Below are 17,708 nucleotides of genomic sequence, written 5' to 3' on the forward strand. Positions count from 1 at the left end.
CGTCGCTGATCTGGCAAATATGCAGGTCAGGAGGGGTCCGACTCTTAGGAGTCGGGCCCCTGGTTTTTTCCCGTGCTGGGATGGTGCGGGGAAACCTGATCCGTCGTCACCTGTCATCACCCCTGCTCATCCCTACCGTGCTGGGTTCGTGCTGGGATGACGTGAGAGCGCTCGTGCTGGACCGTGCACTGTTCAGAGCCCGGTCAGCCGCGTTGCCTGCGGGCACGCAGAGCGGCCCAGTGGCGCAGGCGTTCGCTGATCTGGGCTTCGTAGCCGTTGCGGGTGGGCTGGTAGTACGTCTCGCGGCCCATGCCGTCGGGGAAGTAGTCGGCGCCGGAGAAGCCGTCGGCGCTGTCGGGGTCGTACTGGTAGTCCTTGCCGTAGCCGAGGTTCTTCATCAGCCGGGTCGGGGCGTTGAGGCTGTGGGCGGGTGGCATGAGCGAGCCGGTGTGCCGGGCGGCACGGTGTGCGGCGTTGAAGCCGCGGTAGACGGCGATGGACTTGGGGGCGGTGGCGAGGTAGACGACGGCCTGGGCGATCGCCAACTCGCCCTCGGGGGAGCCGAGTCGCTCGTACACGTCCCAGGCGGCGAGTGTTTGCTGGACGGCGTGCGGGTCGGCCATGCCGATGTCCTCGTTCGCGAAGCGGACCAGACGGCGGGCCACGAACAGCGGGTCCTCGCCGCCGTCGAGCATGCGGGCGAGCCAGTACAGGGCCGCGTCCGGATCGGAGCCGCGCATCGACTTGTGCAGCGCGGAGATCAGGTTGTAGTGGCCCTCCTGAACATCGCCCACTTCGGCGGCGACCCCGACCAGGTCACGGTCTACGGCCACAGCGCCGGCGCCTACTCCACCTTGGGTCTGCTCGGCGCCTCCTCCGCCAACGGCCTGTACCGGCGACTGGCCGGGTTCTCCGGCGGGCCCGCTCGTATCGTCCCGGCATGGTGGGCCGAGGAGCTCGCGCACCGGTTCGTCACCGAACTCGGCGTCGCGGGCAACCCCGACAAGCTGCTCGACCTCGACGCGACTTCCCTGATGGCCGCCCTGCGCAAGGTCTGTCCGACAGATCTCGGAGTCCGCGGCGGGGTGGACAACCAGGCCACCGGCGTCGTCCTGGACACCGGACAGCCCGGCGCGGTGGTGCACGCCCACCCCATGGACGTCCTTGCCTCGGGGGCGCACCGCGATGTCGAGGTGCTGCTGAGTATGGCCGGCGACGGCATGGGCTGGTGGGTGGCGAACGACCTCGAACGGTTCGACCCGCACACGCTCGACCGTGTCACCGACGAGGTCGCGGGGTGGCGCATTCCCCGCTCCCACGCAAGGAAGATCGTCGATGCCCACGACCAGGGCGGCCGCACCCCGGCCGAGGTCCGCGCCGCGCTCATGGCGGACTACCTCTTCGCGCTCCCCGCAGGCCGCGGCGCCCTGGCCCACGCCGCCGCGGGCGGCAACGCCCATCTCCTCATGATCGGGCCCGCCGAGGGCGCACCTGCCGTGCACGGCACCGAGATGTACGCCCTGGTTGGCCAGGAGAAGCCGGGCCGCAGTCCCGAACAGGCCGAGCGTGACACGCGTGTCCGCGACATCGTGCTCGACTTCGCCACCGGCGAGCAGACCCGTCTGTGGCCCGCCGTCACGGACCGGCCCACCTCGGGGAGCGTCGGCAACCCGCCCTTCGAGGCCGATGCCCACTACCAGGCGGCGCTCGACCTGTGGGAGGGCATCGACCGCCCCTGACGGTCATCGAGCGATCCGGAACCGCGCACCACGGGGGCGAACAGGAGAAGGAACTTCCCCAGATGCCGGAACTCGCCGACATCGTCGGCACCGGCTTCGCCGGTCGAAGAACGGTCCGCGGTCGGCCCTCTTCAAGCGGTACCCCTCCAAGGCTGCGCTGTTCGCAGCCGTCACCTCCGAGCAGTGGCAGCTGGACGTGCAGTACACCGAAGCGCCCCCGCCCGGCGCGTCGGTGCGGCACGGCGGACGAGCGGTTGATCGCCATGCTGGTCGACCGGGCTCGGAGGCAGGGGCCTGCGACTGGCCGGCGAGGGTGGGTGTTGCAGCGGTTGACCGGGCGCGTGGTGGAGTTTCCCCGGGTGGGCGGGATCGCGGATGCGCATCGACCATGAGAAGTGCGAGGTGGGGCGCCAAGTTAGGGGTAGCGCAGGAACCGGACTGGTCCGGCGTTCATCGACACGGCGGCCGCTCCGGCTGCCGTGTCCACCTGCTGCTCCAGGCAGATACCTCACCGTGCGTCGGCTGAATCGCCAGCAGCCCGACCCCGTGGGTCGGGCCGGCGAAGTTCCTCGAAATCCGCCCGGACGGCGAAAGAGTGGAACTTCGCCTTCGACCGGCGTGGGCTTCGGTGACGTCGCGTTCGACTGGCTTGCGACCTGGACCCGTTACCCCTTCCTCGGGCCGCGAGCGACACGGTTCCACGACTCGTGATCGTGAGCGAAAACTGGCGAAGACAGCCTACTAACAACTATGTTACTAACATTGTCGTTAGTCTCATGCGTGGAGGTCGGCAGGCATGGTGGATTTCGTCGGTCGGCGGCAGGAGCTGGCGATGCTGGAGCGCGAGCTGCAGAAGGTCGCCGCAGAGGTCGGGAGGGAGCGGCCCGGTCGGTGCGTGATGCTGCGTGGGCGGCGCCGGGTGGGCAAGTCGCGGTTGGTCGAGAGGTTTGTGGACCGCTCCGGGGCACCGTTCTTGTTCTACGCGGCAACCGGTGCGTCCCCTGGAGATGATCTGGCACGGCTGGCCCGAGACGCCCAGGCATCGACGCTGCCGCTGGCACAGCTGGTGGCCGCCGCGCGTCCGGAGAGCTGGGATGCCGCTTTCGATGTGCTGGCTGCGGCCCTGCCCGCCGACCGAGCGAGTGTACTGGTCATCGACGAGGTGCCGTACCTGATGGATGCCGACGGCGCTTTCGAGGGGATGCTGCAGCGGGCCTGGGACCGGGTCTTGGAGAGCAAGCCCGTACTGCTGGTCCTCATTGGCTCGGACCTGTCGATGATGGAGGCTCTGAACAGCTACGGGCGCCCCTTCCACCAGCGCGGCCGGGAGATGGTCCTCGGGCCGCTGAGTCCCGCCGAAGTAGGCCGGATGCTGGGCTTGGACCCGGCGGAAACCTTCGATGCCGCACTGATCACCGGTGGGCTGCCGCTGATCTGCGCGGAATGGCCGCGGGGCGCGGGGGTGTGGGAGTTCCTCGGTGAGGCGCTGAATGATCCGGTCTCGCCACTGCTGGTTTCGGCCGAGCGCTCACTGGCCGCGGAATTCCCGCCGCAGGCTCAGGCGCGTACGGTGCTGGCCGCGATCGGCAGTGGCGAGCGGACCTTCACCAACATCGCCCGCGCGGCTGGCGGGATCGGGGCGACGCCACTGCAGCGAGCGCTGGAGCTGCTCACGGGCAAGCGGATCGTTGCGGCGGAGCTGCCGGTTTCCCGGCGGCCGTCGAAGGATCGTCGCTACCGGGTGACAGATCCTTACCTGCGGTTTTGGCTGCACCTGCTCGGCCCGGCCATGGGGGAGATCGAGCGAGGGCGGGGCGATCTGACCTTGGTGCGGATCCGGGAGAACTGGACCAGTTGGCGTGGCCGGGCCGTCGAGCCGCTCATCCGCGATGCGCTCGCCCGGATCTTGCCCGACGACCAGTTGCCGGCGGCGCCGGCGGTGGGCGGCTACTGGAACCGCACCAATGACGTCGAGATCGACATCGTCGGGGCGGACCGCGGCCCCATCGCCAAGGAGCTGCTGTTTGTCGGCTCCATCAAGTGGCTGGAGCAGTCGCCCTTCGACCGGCACGACCTGGCAGCTCTCCACCGACACAGGGCCGCGCTCACCGACGAACCTGTTCCAGTCGTGGCGGTTTCGCGCAGCGGATTCGACTGTCCGGGGCTCGATGCCGCCTACGGCCCCGGCGACTTGCTGACCGCATGGCCGCTGTGAGTGGCGGATGGCAGCGAGGCGATGTGCGCTGCTTGCGGAAGATCGGGATGACGGACTTGGCACGCGCCATCAGGTTGAAGAGTTTGCTTGTTGTTCGGTGGGACGTGCGCGCGGGGACTGGGGCGTGGTGTCGGCTCAGGCGAGCGGGTTGAGGACGAGGTAGCCGTCCAGGCGGGAGACCTGATCGGTGTCCGGGTCGGCGGGGACGGGATGGCCGAGGCTGTTCGCACGGACTTCGCCGATCCACTGGTCGTGCTGGTACTCGTGGTTGATCAGCGCGACCAGGAGGTGCCGGGCGACGACGGTGAGCTGGTCCGGGGCGGCGACGCGGCCGCCCGCGATGTCGTTCATACGGTCGTGGACGCGTTCGGCGACGGTGTCCCGGAACGCGCCGAGCCGTTCGACGGTGGGCAGGGCTCCGCGGAACTTCTCCGGGTTCGCGGAGTCCATGAGCCCGTCCAGCTCGGGGGCGGGACTGGGCTCGGCGGCGGTGAGGTTGCGGACCATGAAGTGGGCGACGTGGGCTTGGTGGCCCAGGTGCCAGCCGATCGCGCTGGAGTTCTCGTGCGGGCGCCAGGTGATCTCGTCGGGGCTGAGGTCCTTCCACAGGTCGTCGGTGTAGGCGCGGGCACGGTCGTACTCGCGCAACAGGGCTGTCACGTCGTACATCAGATCACCTCTGTAGGACCGGGGCGGGGCGGGGATGAGGGTGTTCAGGCAGCGGGGGCGGAGGCTGCCGTCGCGGGCTCCGGGTTCGGGTCGGGCAGCGCGTGGAGGATGGCGTGGGCGGCTCGTTCGCCGCCTGCCAGCGCTCCTTCGATGTGGCCGGCGTAGCCGCGGGCGGTCTCGGTGGAGGCCCAGTGGAGCCGCCCGTCCAGGGCCGGGCGCTGGTAGAGGCGGTGCCCGAAGAGGGAGTAGTCGTCCAGCTGCGCCACCTGCGCGGGGGACGTCCACTGCTCGGCGCTCCAGTCCTGGACGTGCAGAGCGAGGGGCTGGGCCGCCTGCGGACCGAAGAGCTGTGCCAACTGCCCGGTGACGGCTGCGCGGAAGCCGGGTCCTGCGCTGCGGGCGGTGCTCGCGTGGGCGAAGCCGAACAGGGCGGCCGGCTGTCCGCCGGGGCCGGACATGTCGTGGATTTCCTGCAGCGGGCCGGTCCGGCTGAAGGCGGCACCGGCCAGGCCGTCCCGGCGCCAGAACGCCTTGGGATACTCAGCGACGACCTTCACCACGGCGCCCATCCATATCGGAGTCTGCTCGGCTACGCGGACGAGGTCGGCGGGCAGTTGGCCGTCGAAGTCGATGCGGGCCAGGGCGAGTGCGGGCGGTACGGCGAGGACGACGTGCTCGGCCTCGATGACGGAGTCGGGGGTGTGCACGGTCAGGCCGGACGGGGTGGTCCGGATCGCGGTGACCGGGGTGCCGAGGCGGAGCGTGCCTGGGGGCAGTGAGGCGGCCAGTGCGTCGGTGAGAGCTGCCGCGCTCCCGGTGAACCGGTTGGAGCGGGCGTCGATCGGGTTGCCCGCAAGCCGCTGCACGCCGCCCGCGTCCTGGTGGACGGCGTCGCCGGTGGTGTGCTGCGGGAAGCTGCCGAGCCCGGAGTCGGCGAGGAGGGTGCGGACGTGCCGCTCGTCGTCCCAGAACCAGGTGGCCCCGAGATCGAGCGAGCGTTCCGCTGTGGCCGGGGCGCTCAGCAGGCGGCCTCCGATCCGCTCGCGCGACTCCAGGACGACGACGTCGTGCCCGGCCCGCGTGAGGATGCTTGCTGCGGCGAGGCCCGACGCACCCGCTCCGATCACGACGACGGACCGGCGTGTGCTCTGCGACATGCGCGGACTCCATTCCTGCTCAGGGCCGGTGACGTCGGCCCTGCATTGCTCGGGGGCGGTGGGGGTGAGGGGAGAGGGGAGAGGGACAGTCAGTCGCCCGCGGTGAGGACCATGCGGAAGCGGGCCTGTCCGGCCTGCTGGATCTTGAGCGCCTCGGCGGCCTGCTCCAGCGGCGCGGTCTGCACCTGCGGGCGCACCCCGGCGGCCAGGGCGAAGCGCATGGCCTGCTCGGTGTCGACCGGGCTGCCGGTGACGTGCCCGGTGACGTGCCGGGCGTGCATCACCAGTTTGTCCAGCGGGAGTTGGAGCGGGGTGCCGTCGAAGCCGACGACGGTGAGCCGGCCGTGCGGCGTGAGACCGTCGATGAGACCGGCCAGCGGCTTGCTGCGGGAGGCCGTGGACAGGATCAGCCGGGCGCCGCCCATGGCGTGCAGCGCCTTGCCGGCGTCCTCGGCGGAGCCGTCGATGTAGTGGTGCGCGCCGAGGCCGAGCGCGGTTGCCCGCTTGTCCTCGCCGCGACCGATGGCGACCGTCTCGAAGCCCATGGCTGTGGCGAACTGCAGTGCGAGGTGGCCCAGGCCGCCGATACCGAGGACGGCGACCCGGTCGCCGGGCTCGGCTCCGCTGCGCCGCAGCGCGTTGAAGGTGGTCACGCCCGCGCAGCCGAACGGCGCGGCCTCCTCGAAGGAGAGCCCGTCAGGGAGGCGGATGAGTGCGGCGGCGGGGACGGTGATGGTGGTGGCCCAGCCGCCCGCGTAGCCGAGTCCGGGAATCCGGCGCTCGGCACAGTGGACCACGTCGCCCGACCGGCAGGCCGTGCAGTGTCCGCAGGAGCCGCCGAACCAGCCGACCCCGGCCCGCTCGCCTGCCTCCCAGCCCGCGACCCCCTCGCCTACCTCGGCGACGACTCCGGCCACCTCGTGCCCGGGTGTGATCGGGAAGCCGTAGGAGGGTGACGGGTTCGTGGCCATGCCTGCGTCGGCCCCGCAGATGCCGGACGCCTTGACGTTCAGGCGTACTTCGCCCGGTCCTGGCTCGCGCGGCCGCACGGCGGCGACGCGCACCGGCCCGCCGGATTCGGTCACTTGGGCGGCCCGGTGCGTGGGGAGGTTTTCCTGGGACACGTTCATCACTCCTGACGGGAAATAAGGGGCGGATTCTGTACGGGAAATTCCCCGGTACTGTGAAAAGGCCGGACGAGAAAAGATCCTGGATATTTCCTGCCCTGCCGATCCGTGGAGCGTGCTTTGCCAACCGTAGGGCGAATGTCCGCCATCCGGTAGACGACGATCATGAATGCGGCTATAGCCTGACGCTGTAGCTGAGAGGGGTTCACGATGAACATCGAAGGGCTCCGGTACGCGCAGGCCGTGTCCCGGACCAAGTCGTTCAGCGCCGCGGCACGCGACTACGGCGTCACCCAGCCGGCGCTGTCGAACGGGGTGGCGCGCTTGGAGGAGGAGCTCGGCGTCAAGCTGTTCGACCGCTCGCCGCGCGGCGTCAAGCCCACGGCGCACGGCGCTCGCGTGCTGCCGATGATCGACCGGGCCCTGGAGGCGCTGGACTCGGTCACGGCCGAGGCGCGGCGGCTCACCAGCCCGGTCACCGGGGCGATCCGTATGGGCGTGTCGCCGCTGATCGGGGCGGATCTGGTGGGCTGCGCCTTCAGCGCCGCCCGCGGCCTGACCCACCCGCGTGACCTGGTGCTGCGCGAGGCCGACCTGGACCTGCTGCGCGCCGCCCTGAAGGACGGCGAGCTGGACGTGTTGCTGGTGCCCGAGGTGGAGGCCATGCCCGCTTATCGGCACCGCACCATCTTCACCGAGCCGGTCGTCGTGATCGACCCGGCCGTCGTCACCGGCACCGACGGTCCGGTGGAACTGAACGACGCCGCCGGCGCCGATTTCATCCTCGTCCCCGACACCTGCGGCCTGACCACCTTCACCACGCGGCTGTTCCGGGACAACGACCTGCCGCTGCGCACCTATCCGGGCGAGGCCGCCAGCTACCGGGTCCTGGACGAGTGGGCCCGCCTCGGGGTGGGGGCCGCCCTGCTGCCGAGTTCCAAGGTGACGCCGGACCACGCCAGCTGCCGTCCGCTGGTGCGCGGCGGCACTCCGGTGGAGATCTCCTACGAGGCGGTCTGGGGCCGCGACAATCCGCTCGGCGCCGATCTGGAGGAGTTCGTCGGCTTCCTCGCCGACTCCGCCGGATGCCGACTGCCTGCTCCCCAGCCGGACGGCGAGGCCCCTGCAGGCCAGGCAGCGGACCCTTCCCCGGCGGCCCCATGACGAGCAATGCGAGTTGGTTATATCCGCATTACAAAAGATCCTCTACCGGACGCCTTCACAGGGACTTACCTTTGTCTCGTCCGAACCGCCCGCGGAAATCCCCGCGAGCTAATTACGACGGGAAAGGATGCGTCATGGCCTACCTGGAAATCATCCTGAAGGTGGCGGAGGAAAACCGCGTCGCGGCGGCCGGGGTGTACCAGAAGTACAAGCAGCCGTTCCTCGACACCGTTCCGGGCGCCGAGTCCAAGGAACTGCTCGTACGCGACGAGGACGTGCAGGTGCTGCACGGCTTCACCGGTGTCGGCGAGGCCCGCGCCTATCTCGACAGCACCCTGTTCAAGCAGGACGTCGTCGGCGGCCTGGCGCCGCTGCTGGCCGCCGACCCCGAGGTCCGGATCTACGACACCGTCTGACGGCCCCGGACGGGCCGCCGCACCTCACGCGGTGGCCCCCGCCTTCCGCCGCACGGCCACCTGCACCAGAGAGCACACTTTGCGCTCTCGCGGCAGTTTGCTCATCCATGGGCATGTTTCAGAGGCGCCCGAGCGGATCACCCTCACCCCTTTTCGTCAGGAGCACGGCATGTCCCGCACCATCATCGACCTCACCGGCAAGAAGGCCGTCATCATTGGCGGCACCAGCGGCATGGGCCTGTCCATCGCCCGGCACATCCTCGATGCCGGCGGCAGTGTCGTCGTCACCGGCCGGTCCGACTCCAGCGCGGCGAAGGCTGTGGCCGAGCTGGCCAGCCCCCAGGCGAGCGGTCTCGCCGCCGACCTGAACGACCCCGCGGCCGTAGAGCGCCTGCGCACCGAGCTGTCCCGCGACCACGCCGACGCGAGCCTCCTGGTCAACGCGGCCGGCGTGTTCGCGCCGAAGCCGTTCCTGGAGCACACGCCCGAGGACTACGACCGCTACCAGGCCATCAACCGGGCCTTCTTCCTCATCACCCAGACCGTCGCTGCCAACATGGTCGAGCGCGGCAGCAAGGGCGCCATCGTCAACGTCGGCTCCATGTGGGCCCACCAGGCCGTCGCCGCGACGCCGTCCTCGGCGTACTCCATGGCCAAGGCCGGTCTGCACTCCCTCACCCAGCACCTGGGCATGGAGCTGGCGCCGTACGGCATCCGTGTCAACGCCGTCGCCCCGGCGGTCGTGCGCACCCCCATCTACGAGGAGTTCATCCCCAAGGCGGACATGGACAGCACGCTGGACGGCTTCAACGACTTCCACCCGCTGGGCCGTACCGGCACTCCCGATGACATCGCCACCACGGTGGTGTTCCTGCTCTCCGACCAGACGGACTGGGTCACCGGTGCGGTCTGGGACGTCGACGGCGGCGTCATGGCCGGACGGAACTGACCACCCTTACGAGCCTTGCAGGACGGCGTCACCGGTGCAGCGGACGCAGTCCGCAGTCGGCGCACGTTCAGTGCGATCGCAGCCCGGGCCGGAGGCGCCAACGCGCTGCCGTCCGGCACGCTCTCCCCGCTGTTGGCCATGCTGCAGGCCAAGCGAGTCCTGGCCGCTGATCTCCCCCTGTCCGCCAAGTCGGACAGTAAGAACAAGCGCTACCGGATCGCTGACCCGTATGTGCGGTTCTGGCTGGCCTTCTTGGCGCGCGCGATCCCACTCATCGAGCGCGGTCGGGGTGACTTGGCACTGGCACGCATCGAGCGGTCGTGGACCACTTGGCGCGGTCGAGCCGTCGAGCCACTGATCCGCGAGTCCTTGCTGCGGCTGATGCCCAATGACGAGTGGCCCGAGACCGAGGCCATCGGCGGTTGGTGGAACCGTCAGAACAACCCGGAGATCGATCTCGTCGGGCCGGACCGCGAGCCGGTGGCCCGGCAGGTGCACTTTGTCGGGTCGGTCAAGTGGCTGGAGACCCAGCCCTTCGGCCGTCACGAGTACGACGCCTTGGTACGTGGCATGCTCGCCGTGCTCGGTACCGCACCGGGTACTCCACTGGTCGCGGTCTCCCGCTGCGGGGTGGCGGATGATCTGCCGCTCTCCGCGTACTGGGGGCCGGAGGATCTCGTGCGGGCGTGGCAGCCCCGATAGCCGCGGAGCAACGATGTGCTTCAACTACGACATGATCCTCGCCACCGAGGGTTACCAGAGCAGCGGGAACTCCAACATCACGGTGGGCGACGCGGGTTCGGGCGGTGGCGGCGGCAGCGGCGGCACTGCACCGCGACCCTGCCGGCCGGCCGGCAGCGGGGGGACCGGTACAACCTCAACGTCTCGGTGAGCGGCTCCAGCAACTGGAACCAGCCCCTTCGGGCGGGGCGGGGTGAGCGTGTCGAGGTCCAGGCTGATCTCGCAGGGGACGGGGCGCTCCAGGGTGCCCCGGAAGATGGCGGCGGGTGCGTAGGAGCGGGTCGGGTCGTCGAATTCGTAGACGTGGACGACGGGTGCCCCTTCCTCGTCCTCGATGCACCAGTAGTGCGGGATGCCTGCTTCCGCGTACTTGCGGAGCTTGACCGTGCGGTCCCGGTGCGCGGACTCGGGCGAGACGACCTCGACGACGAGTCGTACCTCGTCCGGCGTGAACCAGGTGCGGTCTCCGTCGTACTCGGCCGTCGTCAGCAGCAGGTCCGGTTCGGGCCGGTTGCGCTCGTCGAGCTTTATGGTCATCGCGCGGCCGACCCTGACATCGACGGGCGCCTGCTCCATGAGGGCGACGGTGAGCATGGTGACGAGGTGGCCGCGCCACCACCGCTGGGGCGACACCATGAAGACGAGGGCTCCGTCGATCAGCTCGGTATGGCGCGGTGCCTCGGGCAGGCGGTCGAGGTCCTCCGCGAACGGCGTGCTCGGAGCCGGGTCGGGCTGTCGGTGGTGGGCAGTAGTGTCGGGCCGGTGGGGAAACGTGAACGGAGTCTGCTCGCCGAGGGCGTCGGACTGCACGAGGCCGCGCGGGGTGTGCTCGCCGATCACGCCCGCGCGCTCGAAGCGGTGCGCGCGGCGCTGGCACCGATCCACGCCGAACTCGTCGGCAAGGAGCTGGAGTCCATCCCCGTCTCCCGGCTGAAGGACGTCACCGAGGGGCGGCTGCGGCTCGGGGCGCTGGAGACGGCCGGGTTCGCGTCGGTACGGGCGGTGTACGAGGCGGGGCGGTACGAGTTGCGCCGGCTGCCGGGGGTGGGCGCGCAGACCGCCGACCGCGCCCTCGCGGCGGCCCGGCAGCTCGCGAGGGCGGTGGAGGAGACCGTCTCCGTACGGATGGACGTCGACCGGCCCGAGCCCCGTACGACCGCCCTGGTGATCGCGCTGCGCACCCTCGTCGAGGCCGGTCCCGAGCTGCGCCGGGCCGTGGACGCGGCGACGCGGCTCGACGAGCGGCTCGGGGCGCTGCTGCCCGCGGCCCGGCCCGCCGGCGGACGGCTGGGGATGGCGCTCGCGGGGCGGGAGCGGCGACGGAGCGCGCTCGACGCGATCTCCGAACTGCGCGAGCTGACCGCCGACGCCGGCGCCCGTGACGTACGCCTGCTGCTCGCGCAGGCCTCGACCGACCTGCTGCGGACGCCCGCCTCCGAGATCGAGGCGTGGGTCGACTTCGAGTTGCGCTCCGCGGAGTACTACAGCCAGCTCGCCGACGTCTCCGAGCACCGTTCGGACGTGGCGGCCGCCGAGGGCTTCCTGCCGTCGGAGGTCGCCGAGCGGGTGCACGCCCAGACGCTGGACGACACCCGGCGCCGGGTCTCGCTGCGCGGCTACCAGGACTTCGGCGCCCGGTTCGCGCTCGCCCAGCGCCGGGTCGTCCTCGGCGACGAGATGGGGCTCGGCAAGACCGTGCAGGCCATCGCCGTACTCGCGCATCTCGCGGCGGACGGGCACCGCCACTTCCTGGTCGTCTGCCCCGCGAGCGTACTGATCAACTGGACGCGCGAGATCGGCGCGCGCAGCACACTGCGGGCCCTGCCGGTGCACGGCGCGGAGCGGCTGGACGCCTACGAGGAGTGGCGGGAGCGCGGGGGCGTCGCGATCACCACGTACGACATGCTGCACCGGCTGCCCGCCCCGGACGGTGAAGGGGCGAAGCCGGGGATGGTGGTCGTCGACGAGGCGCACTACGTGAAGAATCCGGACACTCGCCGCTCCAGGGCGGTCGCGGCCTGGACGGGGCACTGCGAGCGCGTCCTGTTCCTCACCGGGACGCCGATGGAGAACCGGGTCGAGGAGTTCCGCACCCTCGTCCGCTACCTCCAGCCGGCCCTTCTTCCCGCGATACGGCACACCACCGCGGCCGCCGGCCCGCACGCCTTCCGTAAGTCCGTCGCCCCCGCCTATCTGCGCCGCAACCAGCGCGACGTCCTCACCGAACTGCCCGCGCTGGTGGAGGTCGACGAGTGGGAGGAGTTCAGCGCCGCGGACCGGGAGGCGTATGTCAAAGCGGTCGCGGACGGGAACTTCATGGCGATGCGCCGGGCCGCGTACGCCGACGCGGAGAAGTCCGCGAAGCTGGGGCGACTGCGCGAACTGGTGGCCGAAGCGGCGGAGAACGGCCTGAAGGTGGTGGTGTTCTCCTACTTCCGCGATGTGCTGGCACTGGTCGGACAAGCCTTGGGAGAGGGCGTGTTCGGGCCGCTCTCCGGTGCCGTGCAGGCCGCGCGCCGGCAGCGTCTCGTCGACGACTTCACGGCCGCTCCCGGTCACGCGGTCCTCCTCTGCCAGATCGAGGCCGCCGGTATCGGCCTCAACCTTCAGGCCGCGTCCGTGGTCGTCCTGTGCGAACCGCAGGTCAAGCCCACGATGGAACACCAGGCCGTGGCCCGCGCCCACCGTATGGGCCAGGTCCGCCCCGTCCAGGTGCACCGCCTCCTCGCCACCGACAGCGTCGACCAGCGCCTGCTGCACATCCTCAAGAACAAGACCCGCCTCTTCGACGCCTACGCCCGCCGCAGCGACACCGCCGAACAGAGCCCGGACGCGGTCGACATCTCCGACAGCGCCCTCGCCCGCCGCATCGTGGAGGAGGAGCAACTACGCCTGGCGGGCGCCGTGGGGCCGGGGCAGGGCGGTGCGCGGGAGCCGTGAGGGACACGTCTTTCGACGAGTGAGCGCCGCCCGGGGCATCGGCGCCCCGCCTACCCCCGGGCCAGCCCCGTCTTCACGCCCGCGCCGCACAACGGCACCACCGCCGTACGTCCTCCGAGCACCCCCTCCCGTACGGCCGCCCAGCACGCCACTCCCGTCGACTCGACGTACAGGCCCCGCGACGCCAAGTCCCTCTGGGCGTGGCGGATCTGGTCCTCCGTCACCGTGAGAAACGTGCCACCGGAGTCGCGTACGGCGCGCAGGATCTGACGGGCCCGGGGCGGGCGCGGGATGGCGATGCCCTCGGCGAAGGTGGGGGCCGAAGGGGTGACGCCGACCAGGTCGTCCGCGCCCTCGGCCCAGGCGTGCGCGAGCGGCGCCACCGCGGCGGCCTGGACGGCGTACAGCGCGGGCCGCCGGTCGATGAGCCCCGCCCCGTGCAGTTCTGCGACGGCGAGGGCGGCGCCGAGGAGCAGCGTGCCGTTGCCGACGGGGACGACGATGACATCGGGCAGGCGCCCGCCCAGATCCTCCCAGAGCTCGTGCACGTACGTCTTCGTACCGTGCAGGAAGTACGGGTTGAAGACGTGCGAGGCGTAGAAGGTGCCCGGGAGGTCCGCGGCCTCGCGCGCCGCCCGCGCCGTCGCCTCTCGGTCCCCGTCCACGACGTGCACCCGCGCCCCGTGCGCCTCGATCTGCTCCAGCTTCTTCGGCGACGTGCCCTCGGGGACGTACACCGTGCAGGGCAGAGCGGCCCGCGCGCAGTACGCGGCGATCGCCGTCCCCGCGTTTCCGCTGCTGTCCGCGATCACCTGCCGTGGCCCCAGCCGCAGTGCCAGCTCGGCCAGCAGGACGGCGCCGCGGTCCTTGAAGGACAGGGTCGGCATCAGGAAGTCCAGCTTGGCCGAGATGCTCCCGCGCAGCTCCACCAGCGGGGTGCGGCCCTCGCCCAGGCTGACCGTGGGCGCGGCCAGCGGCAGGCACTCCGTGTACCGCCACAGTGAGTTCACCCGCCCGGTCAGGGAGGTGAGGGGCGCGGGGGTCGGTGCGAAGTCCAGGTCGAGCGGGCCGCGGCAGACCCGGCAGCACCAGTCGAGCGAGCCGCCGGGGACGCGCGTACCGTCCGCCGGGCAGAAGCGATCCGGCAAAGGTGTCATGTGCGCAGGCTATGCGGGTGCCTCGACGTCCTCGGGGAACGGCTCCGGGTCCGTGACCCACCCCGCCGCCGCATTCCGTCCCTGCCCCCGCCCCGGCCCCGCCGCCCTACCGTGCCGCCCTTACGATGCGCCCAACTGTGCGGCGAACACATGCCCGTCGTACGTCGGTTCCGTACTGGTTTTCCGTACGGCCGAGCCCGTCCGGACTAGGAGCAGAGCACTCGTGGCCATACCCCCGCCACCCGGGCCCGAGCGGCCCGAAGGCCCGTACCCGCCCCCCGTTCAGGGGTCGTATCAGGGGCCGTACCAAGGGCCGTATCAGGGGCCGTACCAGGTCTGGGGTCAGGGTTACTCCCCGTACAACCGTCCCGCGCCCGTCAACGGGCTCGCGATCGTCGCGCTCGTGTTCGGCATCCTCTGCTTCCTGCCCGCCGTCGGGCTGGTCCTCGGGATCGTCGCGCTCGCGCAGATCAGGAAGCGGGGCGAGCGGGGCAAGGGGCTGGCGGTGGGCGGCATGGTGATGTCCTCGCTCGGTGTCGCGCTGCTCGTCCTGACCGTCGCCACCGGCGGCGCGAGCGACTTCTGGGACGGCTTCAAGGGCGGGATGAACGACTCGGCGCGCACGGGCACGGTCTTCTCGCTCAGGAAGGGGGACTGCTTCGACGAGCCGGGCCACTCGTCGAAGAGCGTGACCGTCCACGTCGACAAGGTGCCGTGCGCCGGGAGCCACCACGCCGAGGTGATCGCGAACTTCGCCATGAGCGGCGCGGGTTACCCCGGCCGCGGCAGTCTGCGCGACGTCGCCGACACCAAGTGCCGCACGTTCGAGCGCGCGTACACGATGGACGCCTGGGCCGTCCCGGACGACGTCCGGCTGTACCACTTCATCCCGACCCGCGACAGCTGGAACCTCGGCCGTCACTCGATCATCTGCATGCTCGAGAACGGGGACGGCAAAAGCGTCCTGACGGGTTCGCTGCGCAGGGACGGCTTCACCCTGAACGCGGACCAGTTCGCGTATCTGCAGGCCGTGGACACGCTCGACGAGGCCCTGCGCGCGGCGCCCGCCGCGAAGTACGTCGACGACGACCTGCGGGGTTACAAGGAGTGGGCGGCCGGCGTGTCCGCCGCGCTCGACGACGAGGCGCATCTGCTGCGCGGACACGGCTGGTTCCCCGCCGCCCAGAAGCCCGTCGCCACCCTCGTCGACGATGCCGAGGCCGCGCGGAAGGAGTGGGCGAAGGCGGCGGCCGCCACGGACGCGGACACCTTCTCCGCTCCCTACCAGAAGGGCCTGAAGCTCATCGACCCGATGAGGACGGTCACCGCACGCAAGGTTCTGGGCCTCACCACCACCCCGCCGTCGAACGGCGGGGGCGGGGGCAGCCGGGGCAACGGGGGAAGCGGTGGCGGTCTGGAGGTGTGACGCGGGCTATAGCGGGGAGAAAGTGCCTGGGTAAAGCCCACGGCGGGGATAGGTAATCACATCGAGTGATTCTTTGGCCTTCGCTTGCATGGCACAACCCAGGGTTGCCAGGCTGTAGCTGTCTGTACAACCTGATGGGAGCGGCCAGTGACTTTCGGTGAGCAGCCGGCGTATCTGCGTGTCGCGGGTGATCTCCGCAAGAAGATCGTCGACGGTTCGCTGCCACCGCACACCCGCCTCCCCTCCCAGGCCAGGATCCGCGAGGAGTACGGCGTCTCGGACACGGTCGCCCTGGAAGCGCGCAAGGTGCTGATGGCCGAAGGCCTGGTCGAGGGCCGCTCCGGCTCGGGGACGTATGTGCGGGAGCGGCCGGTGCCGCGCCGGGTGGCCCGCTCCGGGTACCGCCCGGACAGTGGAGCGACCCCCTTCCGCCAGGAGCAGGCCGACCTGGCCGTGCGCGGCACCTGGGAGTCGCACAGTGAGCAGGCCGAGGCGAGCGGCGCGATCGCCGAGCGCCTCTCGATCCGGCCCGGCGACCGCGTGATGTGCACGAACTACGTCTTCCGGGACGCCGGCGAGGCGATGATGCTCTCCACCTCCTGGGAGCCCCTCGCCGTCACGGGCCGCACCCCGGTGATGCTCCCCGAAGAGGGCCCGCTCGGGGGCATGGGTGTCGTCGAGCGGATGGCGGCCATCGACGTGATCGTGGACAACGTCACGGAGGAAGTGGGCGCCCGTCCCGGCCTCGCGGAGGAACTCCTCGCGCTCGGCGGTGTCCCCGGGCACGTGGTCGTCGTCATCCAGCGGACGTACTTCGCCTCGGGCCGTCCGGTGGAGACGGCCGACGTCGTCGTACCGGCGGACCGGTATCGCATCGCGTACCACCTGCCGGTGAAGTAGACGTAGGAGTTCATGGGCGGTCGGCGTCCGCGGGGCGGGGCCCCCTCGTTCCCGGGCGAGCCGACCGCCAAGTGCCCCGCACGCGACGTCGGTTGCAATCTGGCCTTTCTCAAATGCCCTGCCCCGGGCGGAGTTCGCGCTGCCTGACGGGCGCACGGAGGGCGCGCGACGGCGCGTTCGTACCCGTGCGCCCCCTCCGTCTTGGCTGGTTGCGTACCTCTTTGTGTAAAGGCGTATTCGCTGCGTGAAGGTTAGGCGTAGGCTCGGGCATATGCGGATTGCGGTTTCGTTAGGGTGCGGGGCACGGCGCGGGCCGGGGGCGGGAAGTGGAGGGGCTCGATGAACGACGGCACGATCACTCTTCCCTGGCTCGTCATACGGCAGGACGACAACGGCAATCGCTACCGCGTCGGCAGGTACGCGACCCGGGCCGAGGCCCAGAAGATCGCGGACAGCCTCGACGACCGCGGCCACAAGCAGCTCTACTGGGTCGAGCGGATCGCGCAGAACGGATCCAGGTGACGGTGTGACGGCCCCGGTTCCGACTTCGGCCCCCGCCTCGGCCTCGGCTTCGGTCCGACGTCCTGTCCGTGTCCGGTGTGCCCTGCCGTAGGCTCCGGCGCATGGACGAAACGGTCGTGGTGGTGGGCGGCGCCCTGCTGCACGACGGACGCCTCCTCGCCGCGCGCCGCAGCGCACCCCCCGAACTGGCCGGACGGTGGGAGCTGCCCGGCGGCAAGGTGGAACCGGGCGAGGCCCCCGAAGCCGCCCTCGTACGCGAACTGCGCGAGGAACTCGGCGTCACGGCGGAGTCCGTCGAGCGTGTCCCGGGGGAGTGGCCCCTGCGGGCGCCGTACGTCCTGCATGTGTGGACCGCGCGGCTGCTCCCGGGCTCGACCGACCCCACGCCCCTCGAGGATCACGACGACCTGCGCTGGCTGAGTCCGGACGAGCTCTGGGACGTGGACTGGCTGGACCAGGACGTCCCCGCCGTGAAGGCGGTGCTGCGGCGCTGGGGCGACGGGGCCTAGGACCCCCGCCTGGACGCCGGCAGGCCGCAGTACCGGGTGCCGTGCGCCGGCTCCTCTCTTTGGGGGACACCGGTGAC

Annotated in this window: 16 protein-coding genes and 1 pseudogene; 11 read left to right on the plus strand and 6 right to left on the minus strand. The window is 70.8% G+C overall.

Going from position 1 to position 17,708, the window contains the following annotated elements; genetic code table 11:
* Positions 1–203 precede the first annotated feature (203 nt).
* Complete coding sequence (locus ACIRA5_RS32670; protein WP_403696881.1) at positions 204–794, minus strand: hypothetical protein; 591 nt, start codon at positions 792–794, stop codon at positions 204–206.
* On the opposite strand from ACIRA5_RS32670, the gene ACIRA5_RS32675 reads away from it, so the two are divergent.
* Both ACIRA5_RS32675 and ACIRA5_RS32680 read left to right on the plus strand, forming a co-directional pair.
* On the plus strand, positions 771–1,739 hold the full coding sequence (locus tag ACIRA5_RS32675) for a carboxylesterase family protein (RefSeq protein WP_403696883.1): 969 nt from the start codon (positions 771–773) through the stop codon (positions 1,737–1,739). The two genes, ACIRA5_RS32670 and ACIRA5_RS32675, sit on opposite strands and share 24 nt — an antisense overlap.
* A gap of 796 nt (positions 1,740–2,535) precedes the next feature.
* Positions 2,536–3,954, plus strand: a complete 1,419-nt coding sequence (locus ACIRA5_RS32680) for an ATP-binding protein (protein ID WP_403696886.1) — start codon at positions 2,536–2,538, stop codon at positions 3,952–3,954.
* 135 nt (positions 3,955–4,089) lie between these two features.
* Here ACIRA5_RS32680 and ACIRA5_RS32685 read toward each other — a convergent pair whose 3' ends face one another.
* Genes ACIRA5_RS32685 through ACIRA5_RS32695 form a run of 3 tightly spaced genes read right to left on the minus strand, consistent with a single transcriptional unit; the run spans position 4,090 to position 6,904 of the window.
* On the minus strand, positions 4,090–4,623 hold the full coding sequence (locus ACIRA5_RS32685; protein WP_403696888.1) for a DinB family protein: 534 nt from the start codon (positions 4,621–4,623) through the stop codon (positions 4,090–4,092).
* 44 nt (positions 4,624–4,667) lie between these two features.
* Positions 4,668–5,873 carry a flavin monoamine oxidase family protein gene (locus ACIRA5_RS32690; RefSeq protein WP_403697240.1) on the minus strand — a complete coding sequence of 402 codons (1,206 nt, stop codon included), beginning with the start codon at positions 5,871–5,873 and terminating at the stop codon, positions 4,668–4,670.
* Complete coding sequence (locus ACIRA5_RS32695; protein WP_403696890.1) at positions 5,870–6,904, minus strand: alcohol dehydrogenase catalytic domain-containing protein; 1,035 nt, start codon at positions 6,902–6,904, stop codon at positions 5,870–5,872. The genes ACIRA5_RS32690 and ACIRA5_RS32695 overlap by 4 nt, the downstream gene beginning before the upstream one ends.
* 213 nt (positions 6,905–7,117) lie before the next feature.
* Here ACIRA5_RS32695 and ACIRA5_RS32700 point away from each other — a divergent pair, with 213 nt between their 5' ends.
* From ACIRA5_RS32700 to ACIRA5_RS32715, 4 genes are all read left to right on the plus strand, one after another.
* Positions 7,118–8,071 (plus strand): LysR family transcriptional regulator, encoded by a 954-nt coding sequence (locus ACIRA5_RS32700; protein WP_403696893.1) that lies wholly within the window; start codon positions 7,118–7,120, stop codon positions 8,069–8,071.
* Positions 8,072–8,205: 134 nt separating this feature from the next.
* A complete protein-coding gene (locus ACIRA5_RS32705; RefSeq protein WP_403696895.1) occupies positions 8,206–8,487 on the plus strand; it encodes a hypothetical protein in 282 nt (93 codons plus the stop codon).
* 169 nt (positions 8,488–8,656) lie between these two features.
* Entirely contained in the window at positions 8,657–9,436 is a 780-nt protein-coding gene (locus ACIRA5_RS32710) for an SDR family NAD(P)-dependent oxidoreductase (protein ID WP_403696898.1), read from the plus strand.
* Between the two features lie 15 nt (positions 9,437–9,451).
* Complete coding sequence (locus tag ACIRA5_RS32715; RefSeq protein ID WP_403696900.1) at positions 9,452–10,138, plus strand: DUF234 domain-containing protein; 687 nt, start codon at positions 9,452–9,454, stop codon at positions 10,136–10,138.
* 222 nt (positions 10,139–10,360) lie between these two features.
* On the opposite strand, the pseudogene ACIRA5_RS32720 reads toward ACIRA5_RS32715, so the two are convergent.
* Positions 10,361–10,864: pseudogene (locus ACIRA5_RS32720) on the minus strand (Uma2 family endonuclease); the annotation flags it as partial.
* A 45-nt stretch (positions 10,865–10,909) separates the two neighbouring features.
* On the opposite strand from ACIRA5_RS32720, the gene ACIRA5_RS32725 reads away from it, so the two are divergent.
* On the plus strand, positions 10,910–13,117 hold the full coding sequence (locus ACIRA5_RS32725) for a DEAD/DEAH box helicase (RefSeq protein ID WP_403697242.1): 2,208 nt from the start codon (positions 10,910–10,912) through the stop codon (positions 13,115–13,117).
* Between the two features lie 50 nt (positions 13,118–13,167).
* Here ACIRA5_RS32725 and ACIRA5_RS32730 read toward each other — a convergent pair whose 3' ends face one another.
* Positions 13,168–14,274: a pyridoxal-phosphate dependent enzyme gene (locus tag ACIRA5_RS32730; protein WP_403696903.1), complete on the minus strand. Its 1,107-nt coding sequence runs from the start codon at positions 14,272–14,274 to the stop codon at positions 13,168–13,170.
* 223 nt (positions 14,275–14,497) lie between these two features.
* Here ACIRA5_RS32730 and ACIRA5_RS32735 point away from each other — a divergent pair, with 223 nt between their 5' ends.
* The 4 genes from ACIRA5_RS32735 to ACIRA5_RS32750 all read left to right on the plus strand — a co-directional run bounded on the left by ACIRA5_RS32735 (position 14,498) and on the right by ACIRA5_RS32750 (position 17,631).
* Positions 14,498–15,700, plus strand: a complete 1,203-nt coding sequence (locus ACIRA5_RS32735; RefSeq protein WP_403696905.1) for a DUF4190 domain-containing protein — start codon at positions 14,498–14,500, stop codon at positions 15,698–15,700.
* Positions 15,701–15,847: 147 nt separating this feature from the next.
* Positions 15,848–16,600: a GntR family transcriptional regulator gene (locus ACIRA5_RS32740; protein WP_054228262.1), complete on the plus strand. Its 753-nt coding sequence runs from the start codon at positions 15,848–15,850 to the stop codon at positions 16,598–16,600.
* 339 nt (positions 16,601–16,939) lie between these two features.
* Positions 16,940–17,122, plus strand: a complete 183-nt coding sequence (locus ACIRA5_RS32745) for an SPOR domain-containing protein (RefSeq protein ID WP_101400465.1) — start codon at positions 16,940–16,942, stop codon at positions 17,120–17,122.
* 101 nt (positions 17,123–17,223) lie between these two features.
* On the plus strand, positions 17,224–17,631 hold the full coding sequence (locus ACIRA5_RS32750; protein ID WP_403696909.1) for a (deoxy)nucleoside triphosphate pyrophosphohydrolase: 408 nt from the start codon (positions 17,224–17,226) through the stop codon (positions 17,629–17,631).
* Positions 17,632–17,708: the final 77 nt, after the last annotated feature.

This window comes from Streptomyces sp. NPDC096311 (assembly GCF_044763085.1).
Taxonomy (GTDB): Bacteria; Actinomycetota; Actinomycetes; order Streptomycetales; family Streptomycetaceae; genus Streptomyces.

Excerpts from the sequence above, each read along its gene's own strand:
- ACIRA5_RS32745 (WP_101400465.1), top strand. The coding sequence starts at position 16,940 with ATGAACGACGGCACGATCACTCTTCCCTGGCTCGTCATACGGCAGGAC.
- ACIRA5_RS32750 (WP_403696909.1), top strand. The coding sequence starts at position 17,224 with ATGGACGAAACGGTCGTGGTGGTGGGCGGCGCCCTGCTGCACGACGGA.
- ACIRA5_RS32685 (WP_403696888.1), bottom strand. The coding sequence starts at position 4,623 with ATGTACGACGTGACAGCCCTGTTGCGCGAGTACGACCGTGCCCGCGCC.
- ACIRA5_RS32700 (WP_403696893.1), top strand. The coding sequence starts at position 7,118 with ATGAACATCGAAGGGCTCCGGTACGCGCAGGCCGTGTCCCGGACCAAG.
- ACIRA5_RS32730 (WP_403696903.1), bottom strand. The coding sequence starts at position 14,274 with ATGACACCTTTGCCGGATCGCTTCTGCCCGGCGGACGGTACGCGCGTC.
- ACIRA5_RS32705 (WP_403696895.1), top strand. The coding sequence starts at position 8,206 with ATGGCCTACCTGGAAATCATCCTGAAGGTGGCGGAGGAAAACCGCGTC.
- ACIRA5_RS32680 (WP_403696886.1), top strand. The coding sequence starts at position 2,536 with ATGGTGGATTTCGTCGGTCGGCGGCAGGAGCTGGCGATGCTGGAGCGC.
- ACIRA5_RS32710 (WP_403696898.1), top strand. The coding sequence starts at position 8,657 with ATGTCCCGCACCATCATCGACCTCACCGGCAAGAAGGCCGTCATCATT.